We start from the raw sequence: 26,241 nt of genomic DNA, 5'->3' as shown, positions 1-26,241 counted from the left end.
CTACATGGACTAAAAATGATGGAGGTATTTAAGTCGAATTTAGTATGCTTCCAAACAGACCGCCTCCCGGCTATTTCAGGGGGAGCATATTAATGTTTTACTAAATTAGCAGCAATGACATTGCTAGAGATAAACTAAATTTTTAACTATGCTAAGATTATGGCAAAATCAGGAAAAGACTTTGTTATTCACTCTAAGGGGCAAATTTTTTTATCTAGTCGTATTCTGCTGGTTGAAGACCATGATATTTCTCGACAATTACTAAGTGATTACTTGAGTTTTTTGGGGTATCAGGTGTTGGCGATCGCAGATGGTGCTGCATTCTTCTCCGCCCTGTCTACTTTTCAACCAAACCTGATTTTACTAGACTTGAAAATTCCCTTCATTGATGGTTACAGCATACTTCAGGAAATACAAGCTTTTCCGAGCGATCGACAGATCCCAATCATTGTTATTTCCGCTTATGCGTTTAAATCAGACCAACAACGTGCCTTAAATTTAGGGGCTAAAAAATACTTTGTTAAACCAATCAATCTTTCTCTGTTACGCGAAGCAATTCAAGAAATTTTGGGTGGTTTAACAGAGCAGTAATTTTTATCTATTACTATTGTTCTTGTCGTTCTTCTACCATTCTTTCAACGACTTGACAGAGATTTTGCATAGAGTCTCTCACCTGTTCCATTTTAGTTTCAATTTGCGCCACTAATAAATTTACAGCATTTAGATGATTGAGTGTTTCATCTAAGGCTTCTCTATATTCGATTCTCAGGTCTTCTAAAGACATAAATTTAACCATTATTTACTTGTGTGAATAAAAGGCGTGACTGGATTTATTTTCTAATTTAACCTGTAATTTCTCGGAATTTTTTGATTTGTTCATAAATTTAACTTTTTAATTTTAAGAGGTGTAAATTTTTCAAAAAATATCTTGGTTAGGAATAAAAGTGTTATCACTTTTAACCAAAATTAAGTAACACTACCGAAAAAAAAGCAAATCTCTATAAACAGTTTATAAATAAAGTTTCTATCATAGTAAGAGACATTGTAGATTCATGTAGAAGACCTGTAAACTGAGTTTTAACAACCAGGCTAATCTATAGAATAAATCTAAATAAAATCCGAAATAAAATGACTACTTCTGCAAAAATTCTTCCATTGGTAAAAGACCCGGAACGCTTAGAAAAATCCCTTAAGCAAATTCCCCAAGAACCGGGTGTCTATTTTATGAAGGATGAGAACGATCGCACCCTGTACATCGGTAAATCAAAAAAATTGCGATCGCGTGTCAGTTCCTACTTCCGCGATCCTCAGCGATTAAGCGATCGCATCGCCATGATGGTGCGTCAAATTATCGATATTGAATTCATCGTCACCGACACGGAAGCGGAAGCTTTAGCTTTAGAAGCAAATCTTGTCAAGCAACATCAGCCATATTTTAATGTTTTACTCAAAGATGATAAAAAATATCCCTATATTTTAATTACTTGGTCGGAAGATTATCCCAGAATTTTTATTACTCGAAATCGGCGGATTGGCAAAGAAAAAGACCGTTATTATGGGCCATTTGTTGACTCAGGATTGTTACGGACAACCTTACGATTAGCTAAACGTTTATTTCCCCTACGTCAGCGTCCCCAACCTTTATTTAAAGACCGGACTTGCTTAAACTATGATATTGGCAGATGTCCGGGAGTTTGCCAAGGTTTAATTACTCCTGAAGAGTATCGCAAAACTATTCAAAAAATTGCGATGGTGTTTCAAGGAAGGACAGAAGAATTAATTGATATTTTGACAGAAAATATGCAGAAAGCTGCGGAGGAATTAAACTTTGAAGTAGCAGCAAGGATTCGGGATCAAATTGAGGGAATTAAATCTTTAAATGCAGCGCAAAAAGTCTCCTTACCCAATGATAGTATTTCGCGAGATGCGATCGCTCTAGCCGCCGACGAACAACACGCTTGTATTCAACTATTTCAAATTCGCGCCGGGAGATTAGTGGGAAGATTGGGATTTATAGCCGAAGCGAAATCGGGTACAGCAGGAGCAATTTTACAAAGGGTATTAGAAGAACATTATCAAAATGCCGAATCAGTGGAAATTCCCACAGAAATTTTAGTTCAGCATGAGTTACCAGAAAGTGAAATTTTGGCGAATTATTTGAGCGATCGCAAAGGCAGAAAAGTCAGCATTATTGCACCCCAAAGACAAAGCAAAGCCGAACTGATCGAAATGGTAGAACGCAATGCTAAATATGAACTGGAACGGACGCGGAAAAATAGCGATCGTAACAACCAAGCTTTGCAAGATTTAGCCAACATTCTCGATTTACCAGACTTACCTCATCGCATCGAAGGATACGACATTTCCCACATTCAAGGCTCAAATGCTGTCGCCTCTCAAGTAGTATTTATTGATGGATTACCAGCCAAACAATACTATCGACATTACAAAATTAAAAACCCTACCGTCACTGCCGGACATTCTGACGACTTTGCCAGTTTAGCCGAAGTTATTCAAAGACGCTTTCGCAAATATGCAAAAACAGCAGAAACCGACATTTCATCAACCGAAAAGGCTGATTCTGATTGGCCCGATTTAATCATGATAGACGGTGGAAAAGGTCAACTTTCCGCAGTTGTCGCAACACTCCAAGAAATGAACTTATTAGAAGATTTGCGAGTAGTTAGTTTAGCCAAACAACGCGAAGAAATCTTTCTTCCCGGCGAATCTTTACCATTACAAACAGACCCCGAACAACCAGGAGTACAATTACTACGTAGATTAAGAGATGAAGCACATCGATTTGCCGTAACATTCCATCGGCAACAAAGAAGCGATAAAATGCGTCGTTCTCGTTTAGAAGAAATTCCCGGTTTAGGTTTTCAAAGACAAAAACAATTACTCGCGCATTTTCACTCGATCGATTATATCCGCGAAGCCTCCGTCAAACAATTAGCCGAAGTTCCCGGAATAGGTTGGCGTTTAGCACAACAAATCTACGACTATTTTCATCCGCTTTAGATCTGTGAGGAGATCTAGTGACTTTTTAAATTGCAAGGATCAAGCTATGCTGTTAAAAGTTACTTTGTTAGAAATATGACAATCAAACAAATAGCTTTTATTGTTTTGTTCGCTATTCTTGGCTTGGCTACTCCCGCGAATGCTTTTAATCTTCAACACTTAGAAATATTACGACAAACTAAGCAATGTCGCGGTTGTGATTTAAGTGATGCTAACCTAAGTCAATTAGACCTGAGAGATGCTGATTTGCGGAATGCCTATTTAGCTGGTGCCAATTTACAAGGAGCTAACTTAAGTGGTGCTAGATTAGTCAGAGCAGACTTAAGGGAAGTTAATTTAAGCCAAGCTATAATTGTCGGTGCTGACCTTAAGCAAGCACATTTAGCTAATGCTAACTTAAGCGGTGCTGACATGAGATTAAGTCTTCTAAACTTCGCTAATTTATTAGGTGCCGATCTCAGTTACGCTGACTTAAGTGGCACTGTTTTGATAGGTACAATTCTCCGAGATGCCAATGTTGTTGGCGTTGATTTAAGCAGAAGTTTTCTGAGAAGAACTACTATGCCAGATGGGAAAATTCGTAGTAGTGATAATTAAGTATGTTGTTGCGCTTTAGCGCTCTTATTAAGAGTACCGCTAAAGCGCAACAACGTACTTAGGCAGTCAAAGTTGCCATAGCTTTTCCGATAATTTGTACTGCTGAATCAATTTCTGAAGCAGTTACAATTAATGGGGGAACAAAGCGGACAACTTTTTGTCCTGCTGGTACTAATAATAAGCCTTCTGCCATTGCTTCTTTGACTACATCAGCAGAAGTTAATTTACTGTCTGCCCTTAATTCCATGCCATTAATTAAACCCCAACCTCTAATTTCTGTAATTTGTTTGGGATATTGAACGGCAATTTCTTTCAATCCTGCACGCAGTTGTTCGCCACGTTGTTGGACATTTTCTAAAATGTTTTCTTGTTCCAAAGTTTGACAAACAGCGAGTGCAACTGCACAAGCGAAAGGATTTCCCCCGAATGTGCTGGCGTGTTCTCCGGGTTGGAAAATGTCGCATTTGGATTTACACAACATTGCACCGATCGGAATTCCACCACCTAAACCTTTGGCACTAGTGAAAATATCCGGTTCAATTCCGAGATTTTCATATCCCCATAATTTGCCACTGCGACCCATTCCTACTTGCACTTCATCCATAATTAGAAGAATGCCAATGTCATCACAAATTTGGCGAATTTCTTGGAAATATTCTTTTTCTCCGGGACGAACTCCGCCTTCTCCTTGTAATGCTTCTAAGAGAATTGCTGCTACTCTTCTGTCTCCGGTGTCGATATCTCCGATCGCATTTTTAATCGCTGAAATATCGTTATATTCTACATAATGAAATCCAGGCACCAAGGGATCGAAATGCTTTTGATACTTTTCTTGTCCGGTAGCAGTAATTGTCGCCAAAGTCCGTCCGTGAAAACTAGCTTTCGCGGTCAAAATTACAGGTTCTTCAATTTTTAAAACCGTATGAGCATATTTCCGAGCTAATTTAATTGCGCCTTCGTTGGCTTCTGCGCCAGAATTACAGAAGAAAGCGCGATCGGCACAAGAATGCTCTACTAACCATTTTGCCAGCAAACCTTGCGGCGAATTGTAATAAAGGTTAGAAACATGATGCAAGGTTTTAATTTGCTTAGTCACAGCTTCTACCATTACCGGATGTGCGTGTCCCAAGGTACAAGTAGCAATTCCTGCGACAAAATCCAAATACTCGCGCCCTTCATTATCCCACACTCGACTACCTTCCCCTTTTTCCAACACTAAGGGAAAGCGTCCATAAGTGGACATGACAAATCGATCGAAGTTCGTGGGATCGTACTTATCCATCTGCGCTCCTGACTCTGGATTTACTTTAGACTTTTCAACAACTTCTATGCTCACTGCTCAATCCTTAAATTCAAAACTTTTTCCGATGCAATTTACTGGTTTGGTTTGTCAGCTAGGTCGATCGAGGCTACCAAACCTTTATTGCAGGATATACCAAAGATCCAAAATTTTGCATATTTGGGTATTGTAACTCTGGGTTAAATATTTATGTCGTGCTTTCTGCAACAATTTATCCTTGTTATTCCTAAAAATACAAACTCTTCCCCAGCAGCAAAATTTGCCGAATTATTTAACGGAGCAATTGGTATTCTACTGTTGTGTATGATTAAACAGCTAACAAAGAGCTTCTACTTCTGTGATTTCTAAAAATAGATCGACACAAACAACTATTGAAGTTAAGTATGAACGCCTACAAAAACAGCTAACTGGTGGAACGATCGCCATCATTGCTATATTTCTACTCGGTACGCTGTGGTACAAGTTTATTGAAGGATGGGATTGGTTAGACTCGATCTACATGACAGTAATTACCCTAGCCACAGTTGGCTATGGAGAAACTAGACCATTAGGAAGTCGCGGTCGAATATTTACTATAGTTTTAATTGGATTAGGAATCATTACGATCGGTTACATTGTAAACAGATTTACAGAAGCAATCATTCAAGGTTATTTTCAAGAAGGTAGAAAACTGAGGCAACAGGGACGCTTGATTGAATCTTTAACAGAACACTACATCTTATGTGGATATGGACGCACTGGCAAGCAAATTGCTCAGGAGTTTCAAGCTGAGGGAATTTCTTTCATAATTGTTGATTCAGATTTAGATTCTGTAGAATCAGCCAGAGAAATGGGTTATGTAACCATCCAAGGTGACGCGACATTAGATGAAACTTTGCTCAAAGTTGGTATTGAACGAGCAATTTGTTTAGTGGCAGCACTACCTTCGGATGCGGAAAATCTTTATACTGTACTTTCGGCAAAATCCCTTAATCCAGAGGTAAGAACGATCGCTCGCGCCAGCACAGAAGAAGCGGTGAAAAAGTTACAACGTGGCGGCGCAGATGCGGTAGTCTCTCCTTATATTACAGGCGGTAAACGCATGGCAGCAGCGGCTTTACGACCACAAGTAATGGATTTTGTTGATGGGATTTTGACGGGGATAGATCGATCGTTCTACATGGAAGAATTTCTTCTAGATCCCCAAGTTTGTCCTTATGTCGGTCAAACTTTAAAAGACGCACGTCTAAGAAGTCAATCCGGTGCCTTAGTAGTCGCCATTCGTCGCGCCGATGGTACCTTAATCGGAGGTCCAACAGCAGATACACTCCTCTCACCCGGAGATGCAATAATTTGCATGGGTACACCCGAACAATTACGTTCGCTTAACCAAATTCTCAGTCCCCTCAGTTCCAAGAGACTGCGTTTACCCAAACATAATTCTTAAGAGGAGCAGGGGAGCAGGGGAGCAGGGGAGCAGGGGAGCAGGGGAGCAGGGGAGCAGGGGAGCAGAGGAGATAAGCTGTTAATCATTTAAATAGGGTAAAATGGAAAAGTCAACCGAGCAAAATGAGTCAGGAAATGCCAGCAAAGAATCATCTGAGCTTAGAACAAGTAGAGAAGCTACAAAAAGCCCTAAAAGAAGAAGAAAATGGAAACATTAGAGAAAGAATTCTGATGTTACTGTTGCTAAATGATGGAAAAACTCAAGCTAAAATAGCGGAATTTCTGGGCTGTTCAATAAATAAAGTATCTTATTGGTGCGTACATGGAGATCCAGATAATCTAGAAAGCCTAGTCGATGAAAGGATGAAGGGTAATCATCAAAAAGCTACAGATAAATATAGAGAAATATTATTAGAGACAGTAGATAAAGAACCCAAAGAATTAGGATACGAATTTGGCAGATGGACGGCACAAAGGTTAGCAACATATTTAGCAGAAACGACAGGAATAAAATTAAGTGGGTCGCAAGTTAGGAGAATATTAGAGCAAAAAAAGTTCGTTTACCTCTGGGCGAAGTACAGCTTAGAGGGAAAGCGAGAGCCGGAAAAAAGAAAAGAATTTAAAAAGAAGATAACCGAATATTTAAAAATAGAAAAAGAGAATCCAGAACGTTTACAAGTATGGTTTTGGGACGAAAGCGGTTTTAGTTTAAGCGTGATAAAAAGAAAGAATTGGTGTAAAAAAGGTAGCCGAAAAGAGGTGAGAGGAGATCGAAGAAAGGGTCGGATTAATGTAATGGGAGGGCTGAGGTATTCCGACAAGAAAAGGTTTGTGGAATTTCTGGATAAAAGCAATTCAGAAAGTTTTTATCAAGTGCTAAAACTGTTTTATCAAGAATTGATTGGTGAATGGGTAGCTGCTGGCAATGAAGCCGATGAATTTGCTGAAAAAGGAGCCAAAATAGTGATAATTCTCGACAATGCTAGTTTTCATAAAAAGGCAGAATATCTCCAGAAAGTTGCCGCTGAAATGCCCAATATTCATTTAGAGTTTCTCCCGAAATATAGCCCGGATTATAACTTAATTGAATTAGTTTGGCATTCAACAAAAGAATTTATTGCTAATCGACTATTTAAATCAATCGAAGAATTAGAATATTTATTACATCAACTTTTAAATGAAGGACAGTTAATTATTAAATGGGAGCGAAAACTTAAAAATAAAGGTAATGCTCTTATCCCTGTTTAAATGCTTAACAGCTTAACTTAAAATTCAGGACTTTCTCCCTAACTCAAAACTGTCCCAGTCCCTAGTCCCCAGTCCCCAGTCCCCTTCTATAAACGACATTTACATTCTTTTGGTAGGGTCTCTATCTGTATTTGGGTAAACTCAATAAAGTCTTTCATTGACTTAAAAAAAGAGCGTTTATCAAAAAAATCCTGAATTAATATTTCTAATTCAGTTACTCCATTAATTAACTTTTCTTCTCTACATATACTGTGCCAAGGAATAAATTGTTCGCAATTAAGGTAAGGATTCCCAACTCTGGCTTGATTGCCATTAGAAATTACTAAAATTTGCACATAAGAAAAAATTGTTGGTAACTTATAGTTACAAAATTTGATTTTTCCGCAATTTCTTTTTAAGGGAGTTGCATCAGAACTAGTTTCTATTAAATCGATTATACCAATAGGCAATCCATTAATAAAAATCACTATTTCCGGTGAATAGCGAACCTTTCCCTCGAAAACTGTAAAATTTTGAATTACCAACCAATCATTTTTTTGAATATTAGAATAATCTACAAGTTTCAGTTCATTATAAAGTTTATATTTACCTAATTGGTAAGATATATTCATCCCATTTAGCAAAAAATTGCGGAAGTTATTGTTTTTTTCTTGCGGCGTATCACCAGGAATAGAATTAAGTTTTTTAATAGCTTCTTGAATTGCCATTGAGGGAACATTAGGATTAATTCTTCTGAGCGATCGAAACAGCCGATCGCTCAACAAAACCTCACCATAACTGCTCCGCTCAGACTTTGCCTTTCCCGGCACAACATCTGAATCTAGCAAAACTGTATAACCGTTTACTTCAAACCAAACTAACATCAATTACTCTCCAATAAATCGATCGCTAATAGGGAGAGGATTACTAAACATAACAATGTTTATTCTTTTAGTTTTTCAATTTTACCAACATTGAGGGAAAAACCTTACCTGGATCTATTTACCAGTAAGGCTTCTCGCATCAAGGCGGTGAAATCGTGTCATGCTAATATTTAAGCACATTGTACGAAATACTTGCGTATATCGTAATACTTTTTTTATGGTTACTTTTTTAACAGATCGGTGAATTGAGGAAAGCTAATGTTGTCAAAGTCTAGAAATTAAGAAAAAATTTGATTATAAGGAATCAGTAATGAAGCCGGAGAGTGAGCTACGTAACAATTTAAAGCAAATTCGTATCCGCTTAGGCTTGAGTCAGCAGGATTTAGCGAAAATAGCCGGAGTTTCCCGGCAAACCATCAGTGGTGTAGAATCTGGACAATATGCCCCTTCAGCGACAATAGCTTTACGGTTAGCAAAAGTGTTGGGATGTCAAGTAGAAGATTTATTTTGGTTACAAGAAGAGTGTAGTGATATAGAAGCAATTGCTACGCAAGCAGTTCCCGTAGCGCAGAAATTAAGAATGAATTTAGCGCAAGTAGGGGGAAGATTAATTGCTTATCCATTGTTAGGAGAAGAAGCATTTCGGACAGAAATGATTCCCGCAGATGGTGAAGGTTGGCGAGAAACAGAAGATAATAAAATCATTGTCAAACTTTGGGATTCTCAGGATAAGATTAAGCAGACAGTTGCGATCGCAGCCTGTACCCCAGTACTTTCCCTGTGGGCAAAAGTCGCAGAACAATGGTATCCCAATTTGCGAGTTCACTGGAGTTTTGCCAACAGCATGGAAGCACTAGAAAGATTACTCAGAGGCGAAGTTCATATCGCCGGAATGCACTTATATAATCCAGAAACTAACTCCCATAATATTAGCTTTATCAAAAACATCTCGACCAATCATAAACTAGTATTAATTAACTTAGGTTATTGGTCAGAAGGACTATTAGTGCAACCAGGAAATCCCAAAAGATTGAGAACAGTTGCAGACTTAACTAACGCGCCAATTACTATTGTCAACCGAGAACTAGGTTCTGGCAGTCGCCAATTATTAGAATACTTACTAAATCAAGCCAAAATTCCCTTTACTGCCGTCAAAGGATTTAACCAAACTGTTAATAGTCATGTTGCAGTTGCGCGAACAGTTGCCAGTGGCAAAGCTGATGCTGGAGTTAGTATTCAAGCAGTAGCAACCGCCTTTGGATTAGGATTTGTACCCCTACATAAATCACAATACGATTTAGTAATTATTAAAGATTACTTGCAAGAAAAACCCGTGCAACAATTCCTCAACATTCTCGGACACCAACGCCTTCACTCTCAGTTAATTTCCCTTGGCGGTTACGATACCTCTCAAACAGGAGAAATCATCGAAACTATTGAACCAAAAAATCTATAAAAAAAGAACACCCACAGGTTAAAACCTGGGGCTACACAAACCAAGTCCGCCTGCGCGGACTTTCTTAACCCGCGCAGGCGGGTTTTGTTTGTGTAGCCGCGAATTCTATTCGCCGGGTTTGTTGGCGCGATCGCTCTTTTTACCAATCCTTTTTTCCGCATTATAAGCTTTGATAATTAACTCAATACCTTGAGCGATCATTGATTGAATTACATCGATTGGATTTTTCCCCGATAACACATCGATATTGCCTTTAACTCCAATTATTATTGCCTGAATTATCAAGGAAACAGCAATAAGTTTTTGAACTAACTTTCCAGACCTTTTCTGTTTGTTAACCATTGTCTCAAAGCCCAAAATTAACTACTCTTTGAGAGTAGAATGGCTTAAATAGACATAAAATTAGGAGCAAATTCCAGATAAATAGAAATAAACAGAATTAAATCGGCACAATATTTTTATATTTTTTTGTATAAGTATTATGACGGCTTAATTTAATGTGCTAGAATCCGAATAAAATATTTGTAAAATGTTTACTTATATGGCAGCGCAGGAAGACTTGCAGGAGGAAAAGCGCCGATTTCTGGAGGAACTAGCTACCCAATACGAATTTTTTGGTGATACGCGAGAAACTTTTTTGAATAGGTTTGATGAGAGTAAGGCAGGACAAAACAATACTGCTCTTGCAAATTCTATTAACTGGACAGGACAACCAGAAGATAAGGCGCAGAAACTCCAAGATGAGTTGACTAATATATGTAATGTTTTAGAAAAAAATGGTTGTTTAATAGTTCGGAAATCATCTGATGAAAACAACAGAGGACGATCGCCAAAAGGTAAAAGTCCTTGGGAGCAAGCTTTTAAATGGTTATGGGAGACAAAATTTCCTGATTGTCAGAAAAAGCCCAGTATTAATAATATTGACTGGCGCGAAATCTGCAACCAAGTATTAGAAACCCAACACCTACGCCGCCAAGCAACAGCACAACAATATGAATTAAATATTTACGTTCCCTTGGGATTAATGGAACGTCCCAAAACACCAAACCCCAGAAAAAACGCCACAGGGGAAGACTCGCCACCGCAGAAAGAACCAGAACTGCAAATCGTCGAAACTTATAAAGATGATGCTTTTTTCCAGAAAGTTATTGCCGAAAATCACACCGAAAAAGGCAAGCATATTGCGATTATTGGCGAACCGGGTGCGGGGAAAACTACGCTGTTAGGAGAATTGGCAGAACGTTTGGCGAAAAATTCCCCGGATTTTCCGATTTGTATTCGCTTGGCAGATTTACGTTCTAGCACAATTGCCGATTATTTACTCAATAATTGGCTGGCAAAAGCATTGCAATTTATCGATTTTGAAGCCGAAAATGTCACGCCAGAAATCAGAAAATCATTCAAGCAACTTTTCGCAACAGGTAAAGTGTGGTTGCTGTTGGATGGGGTGGATGAAATGGCGGCGACTTCCCCTATGGAGGCGTTGGCGAGAATTCGGGAACAACTGACTGACTGGGTGGGTAAGGCGCGGGTGGTGCTAACTTGTCGTTTGAATGTTTGGGATGCGGCGATTAGCAATACCCTGACAAATTTTGATACTTATAAAACATTGGAATTTGAACCGGATGATGTGGATGAGTTTATTCGCCAGTGGTTTGAAGAGGCGAGTCAGGATGAGAAACGGCGCAATTCTGGCAATGAAACTTTTTGGCGAGAACAGGGAAAACGCTTAACAACACAGTTAAAAGAACCCGGAAAAGAGCGAATCAAAGAACTGGTACGCAATCCCCTGCGGTTGTCGATGTTGTGTCAGTCTTGGTGCGTACCCGAACAGGAATTGCCCGAAACGAAGGCGGCACTTTACGAGCAGTTTACCACTTATTTTTTTGAGTGGAAACAAGAGGAATTCTCCAAGAAACAGCCAGTATTAAACCAGAGGGATAAAAAACAGATTCAACAAGCTTTGGCAAAGTTGGCTTTAGCGGCAATGGAAAGCGTTAATCGGTTTCGGATTGAGCAAGATTTTGCTATTGAGCAGATGAAGGAGGTGTGGTTTAATTTAGCAGATGAATTGGGATGGTTGGTTTTAGTTGACAGGGATACCCGCACGAAAAAGCCTGTTTACGCTTTCTTCCATCCCACGTTTCAGGAATATTTCGCCGCTTGTGCAATTGAGGATTGGCACTTTTTCTTACTTCACCAAATTCCCCCGGTTTCTGATTGCAGTTACCGCATTTTTGAGAGGCAGTGGCGAGAGGTAATTTTGCTGTGGTTGGGGCGAGGGGAGATAGAAGGAAAGCAGAAAGAGGAATTTATTGATGCTTTGGTTTATTTTAAGGACGGATGTGGAGAATGGTGCAATTTATATGGGAAAGAATTTGATTTTTTGTCAAGAAAACACAATTTATTAAAGATAGATAAAGCTTATTATGAATATCGAGCCTATTTTTTAGCTGCTGCTGCAATTGCCGAGTTTCAGAATTATTCCCAAATAGATGAAGTAATAAGCCAAATTGTTAGGTGGGTATTTGGTTATTTCGATTCTGAAAAACAAGAGTGGGTAAAATTTTTCTATCAAGTCGTTAATGGTGCATACGAAGCTTTCCAACAGACGCAGCGCCCAAAAGCGATCGATGCTTTAGTGCAACTGCTGAGTTCTGACCAACTTGATCATTACACCCGTAGGCAAGTGGCAGTAAGCTTAGGGAACATTGGTCAAGGCAATCAAAAAGCGATCGATGCTTTAGTGCAACTGCTGAGTTCTGACCAACTTGATCATTACACCCGTTGGCAAGTGGCAGTAAGCTTAGGGAACATTGGTCAAGGCAATCAAAAAGCGATCGATGCTTTAGTGCAACTGCTGAGTTCTGACCAACTTGATCATGACACCCGTTGGCAAGTGGCAGTAAGCTTAGGGAACATTGACCCAGGCAATCAAAAAGCGATCGATGCTTTAGTGCAACTGCTGAGTTCTGACCAACTTGATCATTACACCCGTAGGCAAGTGGCAGTAAGCTTAGGGAACATTGACCCAGGCAATCAAAATGCGATCGATGCTTTAGTGCAACTGCTGAGTTCTGACCAACTTGATGATGACACCCGTTGGCAAGTGGCAAAAAGCTTAGGGAACATTGGTCAAGGCAATCAAAATGCGATCGATGCTTTAGTGCAACTGCTGAGTTCTGACCAACTTGATGATGACACCCGTTGGCAAGTGGCAGTAAGCTTAGGGAACATTGGTCAAGGCAATCAAAAAGCGATCGATGCTTTAGTGCAACTGCTGAGTTCTGACCAACTTGATGATGACACCCGTTGGCAAGTGGCAGAAAGCTTAGGGAACATTGACCCAGGCAATCAAAATGCGATCGATGCTTTAGTGCAACTGCTGAGTTCTGACCAACTTGATGATGACACCCGTTGGCAAGTGGCAGTAAGCTTAGGGAACATTGGTCAAGGCAATCAAAAAGCGATCGATGCTTTAGTGCAACTGCTGAGTTCTGACCAACTTGATGATGACACCCGTAGGCAAGTGGCAGTAAGCTTAGGGAACATTGGTCAAGGCAATCAAAAAGCGATCGATGCTTTAGTGCAACTGCTGAGTTCTGACCAACTTGATGATGACACCCGTTGGCAAGTGGCAAAAAGCTTAGGGAACATTGGTCAAGGCAATCAAAATGCGATCGATGCTTTAGTGCAACTGCTGAGTTCTGACCAACTTGATCATTACACCCGTAGGCAAGTGGCAGAAAGCTTAGGGAACATTGACCCAGGCAATCAAAATGCGATCGATGCTTTAGTGCAACTGCTGAGTTCTGACCAACTTGATGATGACACCCGTTGGCAAGTGGCAGAAAGCTTAGGGTACATTGACCCAGGCAATCAAAATGCGATCGATGCTTTAGTGCAACTGCTGAGTTCTGACCAACTTGATGATGACACCCGTAGGCAAGTGGCAGTAAGCTTGAAGAAAATCGAGACAAATAAGCAGTTTGCCGTCATCAAAACTTTAAAAGACAACTTCAACAACTCTCAGCAAATTGATCGACACTGCTACGAATTATTCTGGCACTACGCCCAAAATCTGCCCTACCCCGACTTCTATCAAGCTTGGCACCAAGACACCCTTACCAACACCGCAACAGCAAACCTCAACATAGCAAACTTACCCCAAATCCTTACCGAAGCTATTAACAATCAACCCGAATTATGCAGCAAAGTAAAGCTAATTTGCATCGACACACACCAAATCATCGACCCCGAAAACCCCGCCCCAGAAATTTACGACCAGATGCTAAATCAAAATTGTCCAGAGTGGCAGAATGGGTATCCAGAAACAATGCAAAAACTCAAACTTTATTGGAATTACCTGCGCCGAAGCCGCGAAAATCCCCTGTTTTTCATCTGCTACGATTCCACAGCACTCACAGCCACACCCACAGGATTTAGCGATACATTTCTGACAGCTTTGAGCAAATTTGATGGCGCGATTTGTGTAGTGTGGGAAACCGGGGAAATTGGGTTGCAAACATTTTCACCGACTCAACCAAATTTAATTGCAGATATTGTCGGTTGGATGAGAGAGAAAATGATGGAAAGATAGAAAAATCCTGTGTTACTATCAAACTATCCTCTTTATATGCAAAATATATGACCGAGATTACATTAGACGAAAGTAAACTCAAAGAAATACTTAAATCTGCAATTATTGAGTTAATTCAAGAACAGAAAGAAGTATTTTCCGATTTATTAGCAGAAGTGATAGAAGACTTAGCCTTAGAAAAGGCTATTAAAGAAGGCGAAAATACCGAACCAGTTAGTAGAGAAGCAATTTTCAAAATTCTGGAAGGTAAAGGATGAATGTAGAATTTAGAAAAAGTTTTGAAAAAGATTTAAGTAATCTTCGCGATGAGGCATTGTTGCAAAGAATTAAGGCGGTAATAGAAGAAGTTGAAACGGTTGATAGTTTAAGTGAGGTGAGGAATGTAAAAAAACTGAAAGCAGAAGGTAACTATTATCGGATTCGGGTTGGAGAATATAGAATTGGGATGGCAGTAAATGAAAATACAGCCATCTTCGTTAGGGTATTGAATCGAAAAGAAATCTATCGATACTTTCCCTAGCACTAAAACACAACAACTTACATCTAAACTGTTACCGCTACAGACTCAATTTTTGAAGCTGGCAAAGCAACAACTGTAAATCCCTCGCCTTCTGCATTCAATACTTCTAAAACATAACCATCTTCCTGCCCTTCCGGTCTAGGACAATAATCAACTATAATTGCAGCAGTTCCTTTGAGTAAGTTGTATTCAGGAATATCTTCTTTTAAAGTTACTTCGGAAAACATTTCAAAATTCATAAATTAAGTAATTAATTTGAGCGACTTTGCTTTGGACAAACTTCAAAAGCTAACTAAGAACCATAGAAACAAACATCAAACTCGGCAAAGAAATTCTGTCGCCCCAAAATCAAAGGAACATTATTAGCTTGTGTCCAAGCAAAAGCCAAGCGAACAGGTGTAAATTGACCGATTGTAGCTGATACAATTAAACCACGCGCCGGAAATCGAGCCAAATTACCTGTTAATAAAACTGAAATTTTCTGCTCCTCCCAAACTGCCCCTAATTGTAATCCAATTTCGTAAGGCAAAACATTAACACTAGCCCCAGTATCCAATAGCCCAGATATCTGCAAAGAAAGATTTTGATAATTTAATGTTATCGGTAAATATGGCGCAAAAACTCTTTCTCCTGAATCATTGCGCCTTTCAATAAAAGGGTATCTTTCTGCATTAAGCATCTTGATTTGCCCGATCTTCCTCTAGCATTTTTCCCAGGATATTCTCAGCTTCAAAAGCATCATAAGGCGACCAAACTTCATAAGTTTGTCCATGTTTGAGCGTAGAAATAGTTTCTTCTTTAGCCAATTCCGATGCCAAAAACTCGATAACTCGTAGCTTATCAGCGCGGGATAAATTTTGCAGCATTGGTAATAAGTCAGTTACAATCATAGAATTAATTGCTCGCTCTGTTGAGAGTAACATTATAACACTACATTTGCGGAGTGATAGTGGCTAAAGGTGGCTCAAAATGCAGCGACAAAGCTTCACTCAGATTACTCAATGCTTCTGCTTCCGTCTCGCCTTGGCTAGCAATATCAACCTCTAAACATTGAGCCACAAACCAACTACCCTCTTGCCATACGCTTGCTGTAAAAGTTCGCTTCATAACTTTATTCTTTTTGCCGTTCGGGTTTCTTGATTTTAGAATGGGTTGGTGTGCGATCGCAACCTCAACCATCATTCATTACCTATTCCATAAAGTTCAAGTAAATCTCTATCAGAATCATTAAGTAATCCTGGGTAAAAATTCTGGTTTTCTATTTGTTCCCAAGTGTAAGGAATTTCTGAGGGAAAAGTTCTGAAACCTAACCCTGTTTCGTCAATAGCTAAGTCTATTGCATCTGAGTAAGCTTCTTTTATTGCTTCATCTAACATCGATTTTAAGCTAGGGTTTTTCTTGATGATTTTTGTGACTTGTCTCCGCTGCTCTCTAATAGTCCTAATCCAACTTCTAGACCTATTTGTAAGCTGATATTCCCACTTTAATAAATGACCAATGAGGATAGTTAATCTACTTATTAATTCTTGCTGTTGCTGTTTACCCAACGACTCTATTTCCTCAATCAGATTCTCAAAATCAAGATTATTTAGGTTACGTTGACGTAATAATTCTGCTTGTTTTTGAGTCCAGGCATAAAAATCAGTTTCATATAGGTCTTTTAGTTGAAGGTTCATAGTTCCTTCCAAATTAATTCAATTTCAAAGCACTCACAGGCACTTCTTCCCATGATTCTACAGTTCGCATCCGCGCTACCCAACCTGTGGACTTCTGCTCTTCGGTCAAGTTCTCCTGAAATGATTTATGGCAATCTTTGGCTTGCTCTTCATTACAAGTAGCAATACAAGAATAGATAATACCTGATGGATCGATCTGTTCGTTTACCCAAATAGTCACGGTTTAGTTCCTATAACCTGTAAAGAGCATTTTACATCTCTTCTCTGTTTCCTGCCCAATAGCCAAAAAAAAGGAGTAATTCTGGAAAAACCGGAATTACCCCTTTTAAATCACTCTTTAAACTAACTAAGCTAAAGAAGCCATTTTGACATCGCTGTTTGCCAAGATTTCTTGTAATTCATCAGCGTCTACAGTTTCTTTTTCAATTAACAAAGCTGATAAATGATCCAGCAAGGAACGGTTACTTACTAACACATCCTTAGCTCGTTTGTAAGCTTCATCAACTAAAAGGCGAACTTCTTCATCTACCAACGCTGCTGTTTCTTCGGAGAAATCACGCTCTGACATGATATCTCTGCCTAAAAACATATTACCTTGCTGACGACCGAGAGCAACTTGTCCGACGCGATCGCTCATCCCAAAGCGCATCACCATCTGACGTGCTACCCGCGCAACTTGCTGCAAGTCACTCGAAGCACCAGTAGTCACCTCTTCTTCACCAAAGACAATTTCTTCTGCTACTCGTCCACCCAACAGCATCGCCATCCGGTTTTGCAGGTAAGAACGGCTCAATAAACCAGAATCTAGTCTATCTTCACTGGGCGTAAACCAAGTAATCCCACCCGCTTGACCGCGAGGAATAATGCTAATCTTTTGTACTGGGTCAAAGTCAGGCATTAAAGCACCAACTACTGCGTGACCAGCTTCGTGATAAGCTACTACTGCTTTGCGTTTTTCGCTCATCATCCGGTCTTTCTTTTCGGGTCCTGCTAACACGCGATCGATCGCATCATTGACTTCATCCATCGAGATTTCCGTCAAATTGCGTCTTGCTGCCAAAATTGCCGCTTCATTCAGCAAATTAGACAAATCTGCACCAGTAAACCCAGGAGTCCGACGGGCAATTCTTTCTAAGTCTACATCTTGTGCCAAAGTCTTGCCCCGAGCATGAACTTTCAGAATTTCCAAACGTCCCGCAAAGTCTGGACGGTCTACCACTACTTGACGATCGAAACGTCCCGGACGCAGTAACGCTGCATCCAATACATCAGGACGGTTAGTAGCAGCAATAATAATGATGCCAGTATTACCTTCAAAACCATCCATTTCCGTAAGTAATTGGTTTAAGGTTTGTTCCCGTTCATCATTACCACCGCCTAAACCAGCACCACGCTGACGACCGACCGCATCAATTTCATCAATAAATACGATACAAGGTGCGTTAGCTTTCGCTTGTTCAAACAAGTCGCGGACGCGGGAAGCACCCACACCGACGAACATTTCTACGAACTCAGAACCGGAAATACTGAAGAAAGGAACTCCCGCTTCACCAGCTACCGCACGAGCTAACAAAGTTTTACCAGTTCCCGGAGGGCCAACCAAGAGCACGCCTTTGGGAATTTTTGCACCAATTGCGGTAAAGCGATCGGCATTCTTCAAAAAGTCTACAACTTCATTAAGTTCTAGCTTCGCTTGGTCAATACCTGCCACATCCCCGAAAGTTACTTGAGTTTGTGGTTCCATTTGCACTCGCGCCTTCGACTTCCCAAAGTTCATCGCTTGCGAACCCGGGCCATTTTGAGCGCGTCTGAGTAAAAAGAACAGTCCCACTAAAAGTAAAATCGGGAAAAATAAACTGCTCAGTGCTCGCAACCAGAAAGCATCATCAGCTGGTGGTAAAACTGAAATGTCAACGTTGTTCTTTGTTAAAAAGTTGATTAGATCTGGATCGTTGGGGAGGTTGACTATAACTGTTTTGCCTTTCGGATCGTCTGGATCTGTCAGACGGGCGAACGATCGATCTGCACTAATACTAACTTTTGCTACTCTTTTATTTTCTACTGCCTGGATCAACTGGCTGTAGCGCCAAGTCTCTCTAGTTTGGGGTTGTTTGTCAAAAAAAGCCGTTGCTAATGCAACTACTACTAAGGCTAACAGTGCATATAGCCCTGCATTTCTCCACTGCTTATTCACTCTTGGTCAATCCTCCAAGCTTTTTTATCTTTCCAGCTTCATTGCGTACTCTTATGTTAATTTATCTTAACCTATCTGAGAAATTCGCAACATATCAGGTATGAAAAGTCCCGGTTTTTCAGTCCAAATATGAGAATTTGGTAGTGGGTAGTGGGTAGTGGGTAGTTGGGGGAGTTTTAAATTCTTCTCTCCCCTGCTCCCCTGCTCCCCACCACTCTATGAATGGGTACGACTTCGACGACACTGTTACTATAGGCGATCGCTTCCATCCCCAATACTCGATCGGGTGTCCAAGGTTCTTCCTCTACAATCTGATTCTGACTTATCAGCCGATCGATTAACTGCTCTCGCATTAACCCTGGTAAAATTCCCGCTGTTAATGGTGGTGTCCACCATCTCCCATCTTGCCATCCCCAAAGATTTCCTGTACTCGTTTCTAACCAGTTGCCAGATTCATCTATTAAGATCGCTTCCTTTGCTCCATACTTTTTCGCTTGACTCAATGCTAACCAAGCAGTTAAATAATTGCCCGTTTTATGTTCGGCTAAACTACGCCTAAATTCTGCTACTTCTGCTAACCAAGCAACTATACCCTGTTGTTGTCTTTCGACTAAATCTTCCGGCAAATATCGCCCCACTATCCACTCCCTACCATCGGGAAAAATTGTAATTCGTAATACGGGAAACTCCCGCTGCAATATCTCTGCACCTTGTCTGATACTCTCCCAATTTGGTTCTTGCCAGCCAAATGTTTGAATGCTGTTGCTTAGGCGACGCAGGTGCCCTTTCCAATTCGTTCTCCCATCCTCCAACGAATGATGATAAACTCTTAAAGTCGTGAAAACTGTCGCCCCATAAAGTAATCCCGGATCGTCTATTCCTAACTCTATTTTCCCCGACCTAATCAGCTTTCCTGCATACCACATCTTTTAATCAAATTGTTGCAAAAATTCTTAAATTTAGCAAAAAAATTTTCATTTTTCCGGCTTTTGGGATTGTTTTTTTGCCCATTTAAATTTATAATTTAAATAATGGGAATATTTGCAAAAATATTATTTTAATCAATATTCCCATTATCTAAATTATACGCCAAAAAACACCCAAACACAAGCGAATTATGCCTCTTTTATCATTCGCTAACCTATACAAAAAGCTTATAACATTTTGCATTTTTTCATTCCTTGGAACCCTCTGCCTTATTAATTAAACCAAGAGCGAACTAAATTCAAAAAGCCTTCCCAGAAGTTTGGTTTAGAAGAGTTTTGGAATTGGTGGTAAGTTTGCCAATCGGCGGCAGTTTGGCAGTTAATTTCGGATAAAGTTGGGAAGATGGGAGTGAGATTTGCGATCGCCTTAACCTTCAAATTTTGTTGCATAGCCAAAGCAAAAACATTAATTAACTCGCTAGCTTCCGCACCCACAATATGAGCGCCGAGAATTTCACCATTACTCAGAGTAATAATTTTACAAAAACCAGTAATTTCACCGCGAATTTGCGCCTTATCAACCATTTTAAAATAGCGGCGTGTCACCAAAACATCAGCATAACGGCGTTTAGCTTGAGCTTCAGTCAAACCTACCCTGGCTAATTCTGGATCGGAAAGAATTGCCCAAGGAATGCAGCGATAATCAACTTGAGAAGCAGGGAAACGGAGGATATTTTTTAAAGCTATTTGTGCCTCATAATTAGCAATATGAGGAAAACGATATCCACCCAAAACATCACCACAGGCATAAATTCGGTGATTCGTAGTTTGGAGTTTTGCGTTAACTATAATTCCATGATTGTTGCACTTGACACCCACCGCATCTAAATTTAAAGCAGTAGTATTAGGCTGGAATTCAGTAGCAATTAAAATTTCATCAGCATCGATCGCTCTATTCCCCGCTTGAATCCACTTTTTATCTTGTAACCATCTAACTTGACTTACATGATATTCCGTAAAAACTTGAATACCTTCAGCCTCTAATTGTGACTGAATTAACAGCGCCGCTTCCTCATCTTCCTTAGCTAAAATCCGAGAATTACTAACTACTAAAGAAACCTTCGTTCCCAACCGAGAAAAAGTTTGTGCTAATTCCACACCCAGCGAATCGTTACCAATCACAATTAAGCTTTTTGGTAGTTCCACATTTGTCAATTGCCAAATGCTATCAGGAGTCAGATAACCAGCACTTTCTAACCCTTCAATTTCGGGAATAATTGGACTAGAATTAATGGCAATTAAGTATTTTCGCGATCGCAAATATTGATCTTTAACCGCAAAAGCAATATCAGAAGCATGACGACAAAATTCCCCTTCCCCAAAAATCACATCCACACCCAAAGAAGCCAACACAGCAGGAGAATAATTTTCATCCAAACTAGCAACTATTCCTTTCGCCCACTTTAAACTTTCTCCGAATTCCAAACTTCTATTTAATTGTTCCTTTTCCGACCAACCAAACGTAGCAGCACTTTCTAGAATTCGTGCCACTTTTCCCATATAAGTGAGAGCTTTATTATATTTAGAACTAGACTCTGACCAAGTAGAACCGAACAATGGAGAAGCTACCAAAGCAACTCGCGCATTAGAATTAGTTGCTTTCACAGCAGCATAAATTCCAGCCGGACTACCACCAATTACCACTAAATCATAATCAAGCATAGGGACTCTTGGGACAAGGTGATAAAATCTTTATCTTCTGCCTTCTGCCTTCTACTCAGATCTTGCAGATCTTGCAGAGTAAGGAGGTAGAACCTCCGGCGATCTCGTTACCAGGTTGAACCTGGTAACGAAAAACAGAGGCTCTGCCTCAATGTGTTCTTATCTCAGTTCTACCTCATGATAGAATTTTTGCTAAACCAGCAATTAAACGTTGGTTATCAGTTGGAGAACGTATTGCTATACGAAAATAGCGATCGCCCAACTCAGGAAAACTCAAACAATCACGAATCAAAATTTGACTTTCCTGAAGTAACTTTTCTTGCAGTAAGCAACTAGACACCGCCGACTTTACCAACAAGAAATTAACGGCACTTTCGTAAGGTTTTAAACCAGGAAGATCTGCTAAACCTTGAAATAATTTAATGCCAGAAACTTGTAACCAATTCCAAGTTTGCTGTTGAAAAACTCGATCGTTAATTGCCGCTGCTGCCGCTGCCGCTGCTAAAACATTAACAGGCCAAGGATCGCGTCTAGTTTGCCAACGTTTCAATCGATCGGGATGTGCGATCGCATACCCCAATCTTAGACCAGGTAAACTGTAGAATTTAGTCAAACTTCGTAGAATCACCAAATTCGGAAACTCACGCACCAAAGGAATTAAACTTTGCTCTCGGTTCGGGGGCAAAAAATCCATAAAAGCTTCATCCACCACCACCAAAGCAAACCTTTCTAACAAAGGCTCAATAGTTTCTTTGCAAAACAATTTACCCGTCGGATTGTGCGGATTATTCAACAGCAAACCATTGTTAAGTGACGAGGAAGTTAATTTTTTCCAGTCTAAAAACTCCAGACCGATCGCCTCTCCCCCAGCACTCAGCAAAGGTAATTCCACAACACTGGCATTAAACGCCTTAAGAGCCCGCCAGTAATCACTAAAAGCAGGCGTAATCAGGAAAGTCCGCTCCAAAACAGACAAATCCCAGCCAGCCCAAGTCAGTAATTCCGCCGAACCATTACCCGGAAGAATCCAATCAGGCGGTACTTGATGCACCTCCGACAAAGATAACCTTAGCTGATGATAATCCGGGTCAGGATAAGCTGTCAGCTTTGGTAAGTGTGACTTAATCGCAGCAATGACTGACTCAGGAGGGCCTAAAGGATTGATACTGGCGGAAAAATCTAAAATAGCATCAGGGGAACAGCCTACTAGTGCAGCTGCCCAGGCAATATTCCCCCCATGCAATGGTCGATTGAACAAAGAACCTGTCCCTGTGACGATTATTGAGGCGCGACCTTTTCCTTAAACAGTTTGCCTGGAGAAAAAGCCGGAACTCTGGTTTCTGGAATTTCCATTTTATCGCCAGTTTTCGGGTTTCGACCTTCACGAGCTTTCCGTTGGCGTGGTTCAAAAGAACCAAAACCCACTAGCGTTACCTTATCACCAGAAGAAACCGCTTCTACGATCGCATCCAAGGCTGCTGTCAGGACGGCATCGGCTTGTTTCTTGGTTACATTCGCTTTTTCAGCTATTACGTCAACTAATTCACCTTTGTTCATGTTCTTGCTTGAACTCCTTAGAAATCAGCATTTGGTGACTTTTCACCCCATCCATTCCCTTTGGCATGGGGCATCTGAATGAATTTAGGTTTCCCTAAAAATTCCTATTCACTCAGCAAAGAGAGAGGGGTTCAACAAACAAAACGCTGAAATGCCCATCTACCCAATGTTTCACTGCCTTATTCTAAGGTGTACAAGCTGAATATGGAATGGTGAAACCTTTAAGATATATGGATTTCAGGAGTTTTTTAAGCAAAATCTTAGATTTTTCACCTATTTTGCCTGGGGAAATCCCAGCATCAAAAGCCCTGAAACACTTACCGAGCAAAGATTAGAAGCTATTCAACCGAAAAATGGAGAAGATTAACATCGAAAAATTAATTTTTCCAAACTTCCCCATTTTTCCGTGCGATCGCCTTTTCCCTACATAAGCTTGCAGCTTATTATTCGGCAGATTAAAATCACCTTTTCCCTACTTAAGGTTGCGGATTATTATTTGGCGGATTAAAACCCCGTTGCCGCAGCAATTGCTGTAACTCTGGGCTCGGTCGGTAACGATAACCAAACGGCGCATTACCTGAATCATCAATAATCTGAGGAGTCAGCAACACAATCACTTCATTACGCACATTGGTTCGTTGTGTCCTTCTAAAGAGCGCTCCCAGAATCGGAATATCACCCAAAAGCGGTACTTTTCTCACATCAGATCTGTCTTGATCCTGAATAATACCCGACAAAATCAGTGTTTGTGCATCTCGCAAACGAATTCTTCCACTTGACACATCCCTTCTATTAAGCAAAGCAATAGTAGTCGCGTTTTGACCTACACCAATCGTTTGACTACCAGCTAGAGAACTAATACTGGGATTAACGATTAAGGTAACAAAACCATTATCATCAATTCTTTCAACTTCTACCAATAGGTTTAAACCAGCTATTTCTTTTTGGGTAGTAACAGTGGTAGTTGGAGGACTACCCGGTTGAGTTTGAACTGTCTGAGAGGTAATTACATCTTGTCCCAGCCTAACTGTAGCCCTTTCGCCTTCTTGAATCACCAAAGTTGGGTCTGTCAAAATTTTCGCATTTTGATTGATGATTTGCGCTTGCAAAAATCCTAATAATCGAGTGGGGAACTGCAACAGCTGTGGTAAACTTTGTAACCCTGATGAAGCATTGGTTCCTGGTTGTAAGGGATTAACATTTGTCCCAAATGGGGGACGAGATAAGTTACCGAAAGGAAATTGGGAAGTTCCTGAATCTGCTGGAAAACCTGTACTACGACCAAATGGTGCATTAGGTTGAGCATCTAAAAACGGCACAGCTGGAGTATTAGTATTCGGCAAGAAGGTTTGGTCGCCAATTACTGGCGGACTAAACGTACTACCCTGAGTTTCCGTAATAGTTGGTGGTCTTAGCCGACCAAAGTTAAGGGCTGCTGCTCCCTGATCGAAAGTAAAGAAAGCTCCGCCAACCCCAAACGAGAAGCTAGAACCAGCAAAATCCGAGTTAAATAAGTTGACATCAATAATCTTGACGTTAACTGCAACTTGACGACGACGGGCATCCAGTTGGCTCAAGAAAGCAGTAGCGATTTCTACTTTCCGGGGGTCGCCTACTAAGGTAATCGAGTTTAATCGCTCGTTAGTCAGTACAGACAACCCGGAAAGAATTAACGGCCCCACACCTCTTTGCGCTCGCAGCACTTTAATATCTGGCTCTCTAATTTCTACTGTTCTGGCAGCCGCACCTTCACCAATGGTATTGATTTGTATCCGTTCAATAGGTAACTGCGTCTCCGCACCTTGAGCCGTTAAAAAGTTAGCCGCAGTTGCAGCGGGAATTTGATTCAGCCGCAGACTCCGCACAATAATGTTACTGGCAGCCTCCGGCAAATTAGTTCCCACAAAGACCGTATTCCCACTGCGATTAGCTTGCAACCCTGTAATCCGCAATACATAGTTAAATACATCTTGTAGCGGTTCATTTTCAATATCTAGAGAAATCGCGGACTCTAGAGTAGCGGCAGCGCCTTGTTGTCCTTGTTGCCCTTGTTGTTGTCCCTGCTGTCCTTGCGCCCCTGGTGGTGGAGTCAAAAATACTACGTTGCGATTAGCAGCACGGGCTAACAAAGATAACACTTCTCGCACGGGAGCATCGCGTAATAGCAATCTGGGTACCCGTTCTGCCGTTCCCAAATCAATCACGCTAGAAGCAGAATTTACTTCCGAAACCGCTATATCTCCCACCGGGGGCGCAACTGCTCTAGGTAAAAAAGGTGGGGCGGGACTTATGGGTTGTACGGCTCCTGCTGCTGGTGCTGGGCCACCTTCATAAGTAATTGTTGGATTAGGAACTAAAGGTGTTTGATTCGCTGGTGCTTGAGCGGTGATGGGATTGTTAGGAGCAGGGGCAGCATTTGGTGTTGCGGGTGCGGCTGCGGCTCTACTACCGCCCATATTGACGCTAAAGGTAATGCCTTTGCTTTGTTTAGCGGCAATTTCTCCTGTAGGAGCAGCATTTGCCCCGACAACCTGTAACCGGATACTGTTAGGTGCTAGTTGAGTTACGGTAATAGCAGTAATCCCAGGTGCGGGGTTTTGCTGACTAAATTGCTGACCTTGGGGTAAACGTAGCTGAGTATTGGTAATATCGGCTACAAAAAGATTTTGGCGATTGAAGGTAAATATTTGGGGGCGATCGCCTTCCTTCGTATCTAATATTACCTGTATACTATTACCTACTGGCTGTACTCGTACTCCTGTAACTTGAGTCGGAGCCGCCCATACAGGCTGTGTTGCTAAGAGAACTGCTGTTCCCCCAACTAACAATCCACTGAGTCCTTGATTATACTTCACCTTGCCTCCTCACACAATAACAAGTTGACTGACTCCGGCTATATTATATGGCTATTGTTGATTTACGCTTATAGCACTTCAATTGACAATAAGCAATAGAGAGAGCTACTTAGGGCTTGCTGAAAAAAGGTAGAAAGTTAAGATATGCAAGGGTTTTACTGTAATAATTGCAAGGTTATCACAATCTTTTAGCGCAAAAACCTTGCCTTTTTCAGGCAAATTGTAGGGACACAGCATCAATAATATTTACAACTCCTGCGTTATCTTTTGAATGCCGTGTC

Annotated in this window: 25 protein-coding genes; 9 read left to right on the top strand and 16 right to left on the bottom strand. The window is 40.7% G+C overall.

The features are described 5' to 3' along the window. Positions 1-159: 159 nt before the first annotated feature. The gene (locus tag ACE1CA_RS20060; RefSeq protein WP_413281358.1) at positions 160-591 is read left to right on the top strand and encodes a response regulator; all 432 of its coding nucleotides are present in this window, start codon (positions 160-162) and stop codon (positions 589-591) included. A gap of 13 nt (positions 592-604) precedes the next feature. On the opposite strand, the gene ACE1CA_RS20055 is transcribed toward ACE1CA_RS20060, so the two are convergent. Then, positions 605-784: a hypothetical protein gene (locus ACE1CA_RS20055; RefSeq protein ID WP_413281357.1), complete on the bottom strand. Its 180-nt coding sequence runs from the start codon at positions 782-784 to the stop codon at positions 605-607. 344 nt (positions 785-1,128) lie between these two features. Between ACE1CA_RS20055 and uvrC the strand changes: the two genes are divergently transcribed. Both uvrC and ACE1CA_RS20045 read left to right on the top strand, forming a co-directional pair. Continuing rightward, a complete protein-coding gene (gene uvrC, locus ACE1CA_RS20050) occupies positions 1,129-3,021 on the top strand; it encodes an excinuclease ABC subunit UvrC (protein ID WP_413281356.1) in 1,893 nt (630 codons plus the stop codon). 75 nt (positions 3,022-3,096) lie between these two features. Beyond that, positions 3,097-3,618, top strand: a complete 522-nt coding sequence (locus tag ACE1CA_RS20045; protein ID WP_413281355.1) for a pentapeptide repeat-containing protein — start codon at positions 3,097-3,099, stop codon at positions 3,616-3,618. A 58-nt stretch (positions 3,619-3,676) separates the two neighbouring features. Here ACE1CA_RS20045 and ACE1CA_RS20040 read toward each other — a convergent pair whose 3' ends face one another. Continuing rightward, positions 3,677-4,900, bottom strand: a complete 1,224-nt coding sequence (locus ACE1CA_RS20040; RefSeq protein WP_413281386.1) for an aspartate aminotransferase family protein — start codon at positions 4,898-4,900, stop codon at positions 3,677-3,679. 358 nt (positions 4,901-5,258) lie between these two features. On the opposite strand from ACE1CA_RS20040, the gene ACE1CA_RS20035 reads away from it, so the two are divergent. Then, complete coding sequence (locus tag ACE1CA_RS20035; protein ID WP_459563717.1) at positions 5,259-6,344, top strand: potassium channel family protein; 1,086 nt, start codon at positions 5,259-5,261, stop codon at positions 6,342-6,344. Between the two features lie 134 nt (positions 6,345-6,478). Beyond that, entirely contained in the window at positions 6,479-7,591 is a 1,113-nt protein-coding gene (locus tag ACE1CA_RS20030; RefSeq protein WP_486517950.1) for an IS630 family transposase, read from the top strand. A gap of 86 nt (positions 7,592-7,677) precedes the next feature. Here ACE1CA_RS20030 and ACE1CA_RS20025 read toward each other — a convergent pair whose 3' ends face one another. Next, the gene (locus tag ACE1CA_RS20025) at positions 7,678-8,454 is read right to left on the bottom strand and encodes a type I restriction endonuclease (RefSeq protein WP_413277491.1); all 777 of its coding nucleotides are present in this window, start codon (positions 8,452-8,454) and stop codon (positions 7,678-7,680) included. Positions 8,455-8,764: 310 nt separating this feature from the next. On the opposite strand from ACE1CA_RS20025, the gene ACE1CA_RS20020 reads away from it, so the two are divergent. Continuing rightward, entirely contained in the window at positions 8,765-9,910 is a 1,146-nt protein-coding gene (locus ACE1CA_RS20020; RefSeq protein WP_413277492.1) for a substrate-binding domain-containing protein, read from the top strand. Between the two features lie 105 nt (positions 9,911-10,015). On the opposite strand, the gene ACE1CA_RS20015 is transcribed toward ACE1CA_RS20020, so the two are convergent. Continuing rightward, positions 10,016-10,252, bottom strand: coding sequence for a hypothetical protein (locus ACE1CA_RS20015; RefSeq protein ID WP_413277493.1), 237 nt, complete (start codon positions 10,250-10,252; stop codon positions 10,016-10,018). Positions 10,253-10,439: 187 nt separating this feature from the next. Between ACE1CA_RS20015 and ACE1CA_RS20010 the strand changes: the two genes are divergently transcribed. Genes ACE1CA_RS20010 through ACE1CA_RS20000 form a run of 3 tightly spaced genes read left to right on the top strand, consistent with a single transcriptional unit; the run spans position 10,440 to position 15,030 of the window. Further along, positions 10,440-14,510, top strand: coding sequence for a HEAT repeat domain-containing protein (locus ACE1CA_RS20010; RefSeq protein WP_486517455.1), 4,071 nt, complete (start codon positions 10,440-10,442; stop codon positions 14,508-14,510). Positions 14,511-14,557: 47 nt separating this feature from the next. Next, the gene (locus ACE1CA_RS20005) at positions 14,558-14,767 is read left to right on the top strand and encodes a hypothetical protein (protein ID WP_413277495.1); all 210 of its coding nucleotides are present in this window, start codon (positions 14,558-14,560) and stop codon (positions 14,765-14,767) included. Beyond that, positions 14,764-15,030: a type II toxin-antitoxin system RelE family toxin gene (locus tag ACE1CA_RS20000; RefSeq protein WP_413277496.1), complete on the top strand. Its 267-nt coding sequence runs from the start codon at positions 14,764-14,766 to the stop codon at positions 15,028-15,030. Before ACE1CA_RS20005 ends, ACE1CA_RS20000 begins: the two co-directional genes overlap by 4 nt. A gap of 23 nt (positions 15,031-15,053) precedes the next feature. Here ACE1CA_RS20000 and ACE1CA_RS19995 read toward each other — a convergent pair whose 3' ends face one another. The 12 genes from ACE1CA_RS19995 to ACE1CA_RS19940 all read right to left on the bottom strand — a co-directional run bounded on the left by ACE1CA_RS19995 (position 15,054) and on the right by ACE1CA_RS19940 (position 25,960). Next, the gene (locus ACE1CA_RS19995; protein WP_413277497.1) at positions 15,054-15,269 is read right to left on the bottom strand and encodes a DUF4926 domain-containing protein; all 216 of its coding nucleotides are present in this window, start codon (positions 15,267-15,269) and stop codon (positions 15,054-15,056) included. Positions 15,270-15,322: 53 nt separating this feature from the next. Continuing rightward, positions 15,323-15,709, bottom strand: a complete 387-nt coding sequence (locus ACE1CA_RS19990; RefSeq protein ID WP_413277498.1) for a pepsin/retropepsin-like aspartic protease family protein — start codon at positions 15,707-15,709, stop codon at positions 15,323-15,325. Further along, a complete protein-coding gene (locus ACE1CA_RS19985; RefSeq protein WP_413277499.1) occupies positions 15,702-15,920 on the bottom strand; it encodes a hypothetical protein in 219 nt (72 codons plus the stop codon). Before ACE1CA_RS19985 ends, ACE1CA_RS19990 begins: the two co-directional genes overlap by 8 nt. A 40-nt stretch (positions 15,921-15,960) precedes the next feature. Further along, on the bottom strand, positions 15,961-16,137 hold the full coding sequence (locus tag ACE1CA_RS19980) for a type II toxin-antitoxin system HicB family antitoxin (protein WP_459563601.1): 177 nt from the start codon (positions 16,135-16,137) through the stop codon (positions 15,961-15,963). 71 nt (positions 16,138-16,208) lie between these two features. Continuing rightward, complete coding sequence (locus ACE1CA_RS19975) at positions 16,209-16,706, bottom strand: DUF29 domain-containing protein (RefSeq protein ID WP_413277501.1); 498 nt, start codon at positions 16,704-16,706, stop codon at positions 16,209-16,211. A 13-nt stretch (positions 16,707-16,719) separates the two neighbouring features. Beyond that, a complete protein-coding gene (locus tag ACE1CA_RS19970) occupies positions 16,720-16,926 on the bottom strand; it encodes a glycogen debranching protein (protein ID WP_413277502.1) in 207 nt (68 codons plus the stop codon). Between the two features lie 126 nt (positions 16,927-17,052). Next, positions 17,053-18,900 carry an ATP-dependent zinc metalloprotease FtsH3 gene (ftsH3, locus tag ACE1CA_RS19965; RefSeq protein WP_413277503.1) on the bottom strand — a complete coding sequence of 616 codons (1,848 nt, stop codon included), beginning with the start codon at positions 18,898-18,900 and terminating at the stop codon, positions 17,053-17,055. 176 nt (positions 18,901-19,076) lie between these two features. Beyond that, the gene (locus tag ACE1CA_RS19960) at positions 19,077-19,826 is read right to left on the bottom strand and encodes an aminotransferase class IV (protein ID WP_413277504.1); all 750 of its coding nucleotides are present in this window, start codon (positions 19,824-19,826) and stop codon (positions 19,077-19,079) included. 273 nt (positions 19,827-20,099) lie between these two features. Continuing rightward, positions 20,100-21,548, bottom strand: a complete 1,449-nt coding sequence (locus tag ACE1CA_RS19955) for a dihydrolipoyl dehydrogenase family protein (RefSeq protein ID WP_413277505.1) — start codon at positions 21,546-21,548, stop codon at positions 20,100-20,102. A gap of 175 nt (positions 21,549-21,723) precedes the next feature. After that, positions 21,724-22,806, bottom strand: coding sequence for a threonine-phosphate decarboxylase CobD (gene cobD, locus ACE1CA_RS19950; RefSeq protein ID WP_413277506.1), 1,083 nt, complete (start codon positions 22,804-22,806; stop codon positions 21,724-21,726). 20 nt (positions 22,807-22,826) lie between these two features. Then, positions 22,827-23,105 carry an HU family DNA-binding protein gene (locus ACE1CA_RS19945; protein ID WP_193980691.1) on the bottom strand — a complete coding sequence of 93 codons (279 nt, stop codon included), beginning with the start codon at positions 23,103-23,105 and terminating at the stop codon, positions 22,827-22,829. 476 nt (positions 23,106-23,581) lie between these two features. After that, positions 23,582-25,960 (bottom strand): AMIN domain-containing protein, encoded by a 2,379-nt coding sequence (locus tag ACE1CA_RS19940; RefSeq protein WP_413277507.1) that lies wholly within the window; start codon positions 25,958-25,960, stop codon positions 23,582-23,584. Positions 25,961-26,241 lie beyond the last annotated feature (281 nt).

The organism is Floridaenema evergladense BLCC-F167 (assembly GCF_041929205.2).
GTDB lineage: Bacteria > Cyanobacteriota > Cyanobacteriia > Cyanobacteriales > Aerosakkonemataceae > Floridanema > Floridanema evergladense.
Note: the sequence above shows the minus strand (reverse complement) of the source record. Positions and strands in the feature narration are given on the sequence as shown.

Bases quoted from the DNA above. Each gene is read 5' to 3' on its own strand.
- ACE1CA_RS20060 (WP_413281358.1), top strand. From the start codon at position 160: ATGGCAAAATCAGGAAAAGACTTTGTTATTCACTCTAAGGGGCAAATT.
- ACE1CA_RS20055 (WP_413281357.1), bottom strand. From the start codon at position 784: ATGTCTTTAGAAGACCTGAGAATCGAATATAGAGAAGCCTTAGATGAA.
- uvrC (WP_413281356.1), top strand. From the start codon at position 1,129: ATGACTACTTCTGCAAAAATTCTTCCATTGGTAAAAGACCCGGAACGC.
- ACE1CA_RS20045 (WP_413281355.1), top strand. From the start codon at position 3,097: ATGACAATCAAACAAATAGCTTTTATTGTTTTGTTCGCTATTCTTGGC.
- ACE1CA_RS20040 (WP_413281386.1), bottom strand. From the start codon at position 4,900: ATGGATAAGTACGATCCCACGAACTTCGATCGATTTGTCATGTCCACT.
- ACE1CA_RS20030 (WP_486517950.1), top strand. From the start codon at position 6,479: ATGCCAGCAAAGAATCATCTGAGCTTAGAACAAGTAGAGAAGCTACAA.
- ACE1CA_RS20025 (WP_413277491.1), bottom strand. From the start codon at position 8,454: ATGTTAGTTTGGTTTGAAGTAAACGGTTATACAGTTTTGCTAGATTCA.
- ACE1CA_RS20020 (WP_413277492.1), top strand. From the start codon at position 8,765: ATGAAGCCGGAGAGTGAGCTACGTAACAATTTAAAGCAAATTCGTATC.
- ACE1CA_RS20015 (WP_413277493.1), bottom strand. From the start codon at position 10,252: ATGGTTAACAAACAGAAAAGGTCTGGAAAGTTAGTTCAAAAACTTATT.
- ACE1CA_RS20010 (WP_486517455.1), top strand. From the start codon at position 10,440: ATGTTTACTTATATGGCAGCGCAGGAAGACTTGCAGGAGGAAAAGCGC.
- ACE1CA_RS20005 (WP_413277495.1), top strand. From the start codon at position 14,558: ATGACCGAGATTACATTAGACGAAAGTAAACTCAAAGAAATACTTAAA.
- ACE1CA_RS20000 (WP_413277496.1), top strand. From the start codon at position 14,764: ATGAATGTAGAATTTAGAAAAAGTTTTGAAAAAGATTTAAGTAATCTT.
- ACE1CA_RS19995 (WP_413277497.1), bottom strand. From the start codon at position 15,269: ATGAATTTTGAAATGTTTTCCGAAGTAACTTTAAAAGAAGATATTCCT.
- ACE1CA_RS19990 (WP_413277498.1), bottom strand. From the start codon at position 15,709: ATGCTTAATGCAGAAAGATACCCTTTTATTGAAAGGCGCAATGATTCA.
- ACE1CA_RS19985 (WP_413277499.1), bottom strand. From the start codon at position 15,920: ATGATTGTAACTGACTTATTACCAATGCTGCAAAATTTATCCCGCGCT.
- ACE1CA_RS19980 (WP_459563601.1), bottom strand. From the start codon at position 16,137: ATGAAGCGAACTTTTACAGCAAGCGTATGGCAAGAGGGTAGTTGGTTT.
- ACE1CA_RS19975 (WP_413277501.1), bottom strand. From the start codon at position 16,706: ATGAACCTTCAACTAAAAGACCTATATGAAACTGATTTTTATGCCTGG.
- ACE1CA_RS19960 (WP_413277504.1), bottom strand. From the start codon at position 19,826: ATGTGGTATGCAGGAAAGCTGATTAGGTCGGGGAAAATAGAGTTAGGA.
- ACE1CA_RS19955 (WP_413277505.1), bottom strand. From the start codon at position 21,548: ATGCTTGATTATGATTTAGTGGTAATTGGTGGTAGTCCGGCTGGAATT.
- ACE1CA_RS19945 (WP_193980691.1), bottom strand. From the start codon at position 23,105: ATGAACAAAGGTGAATTAGTTGACGTAATAGCTGAAAAAGCGAATGTA.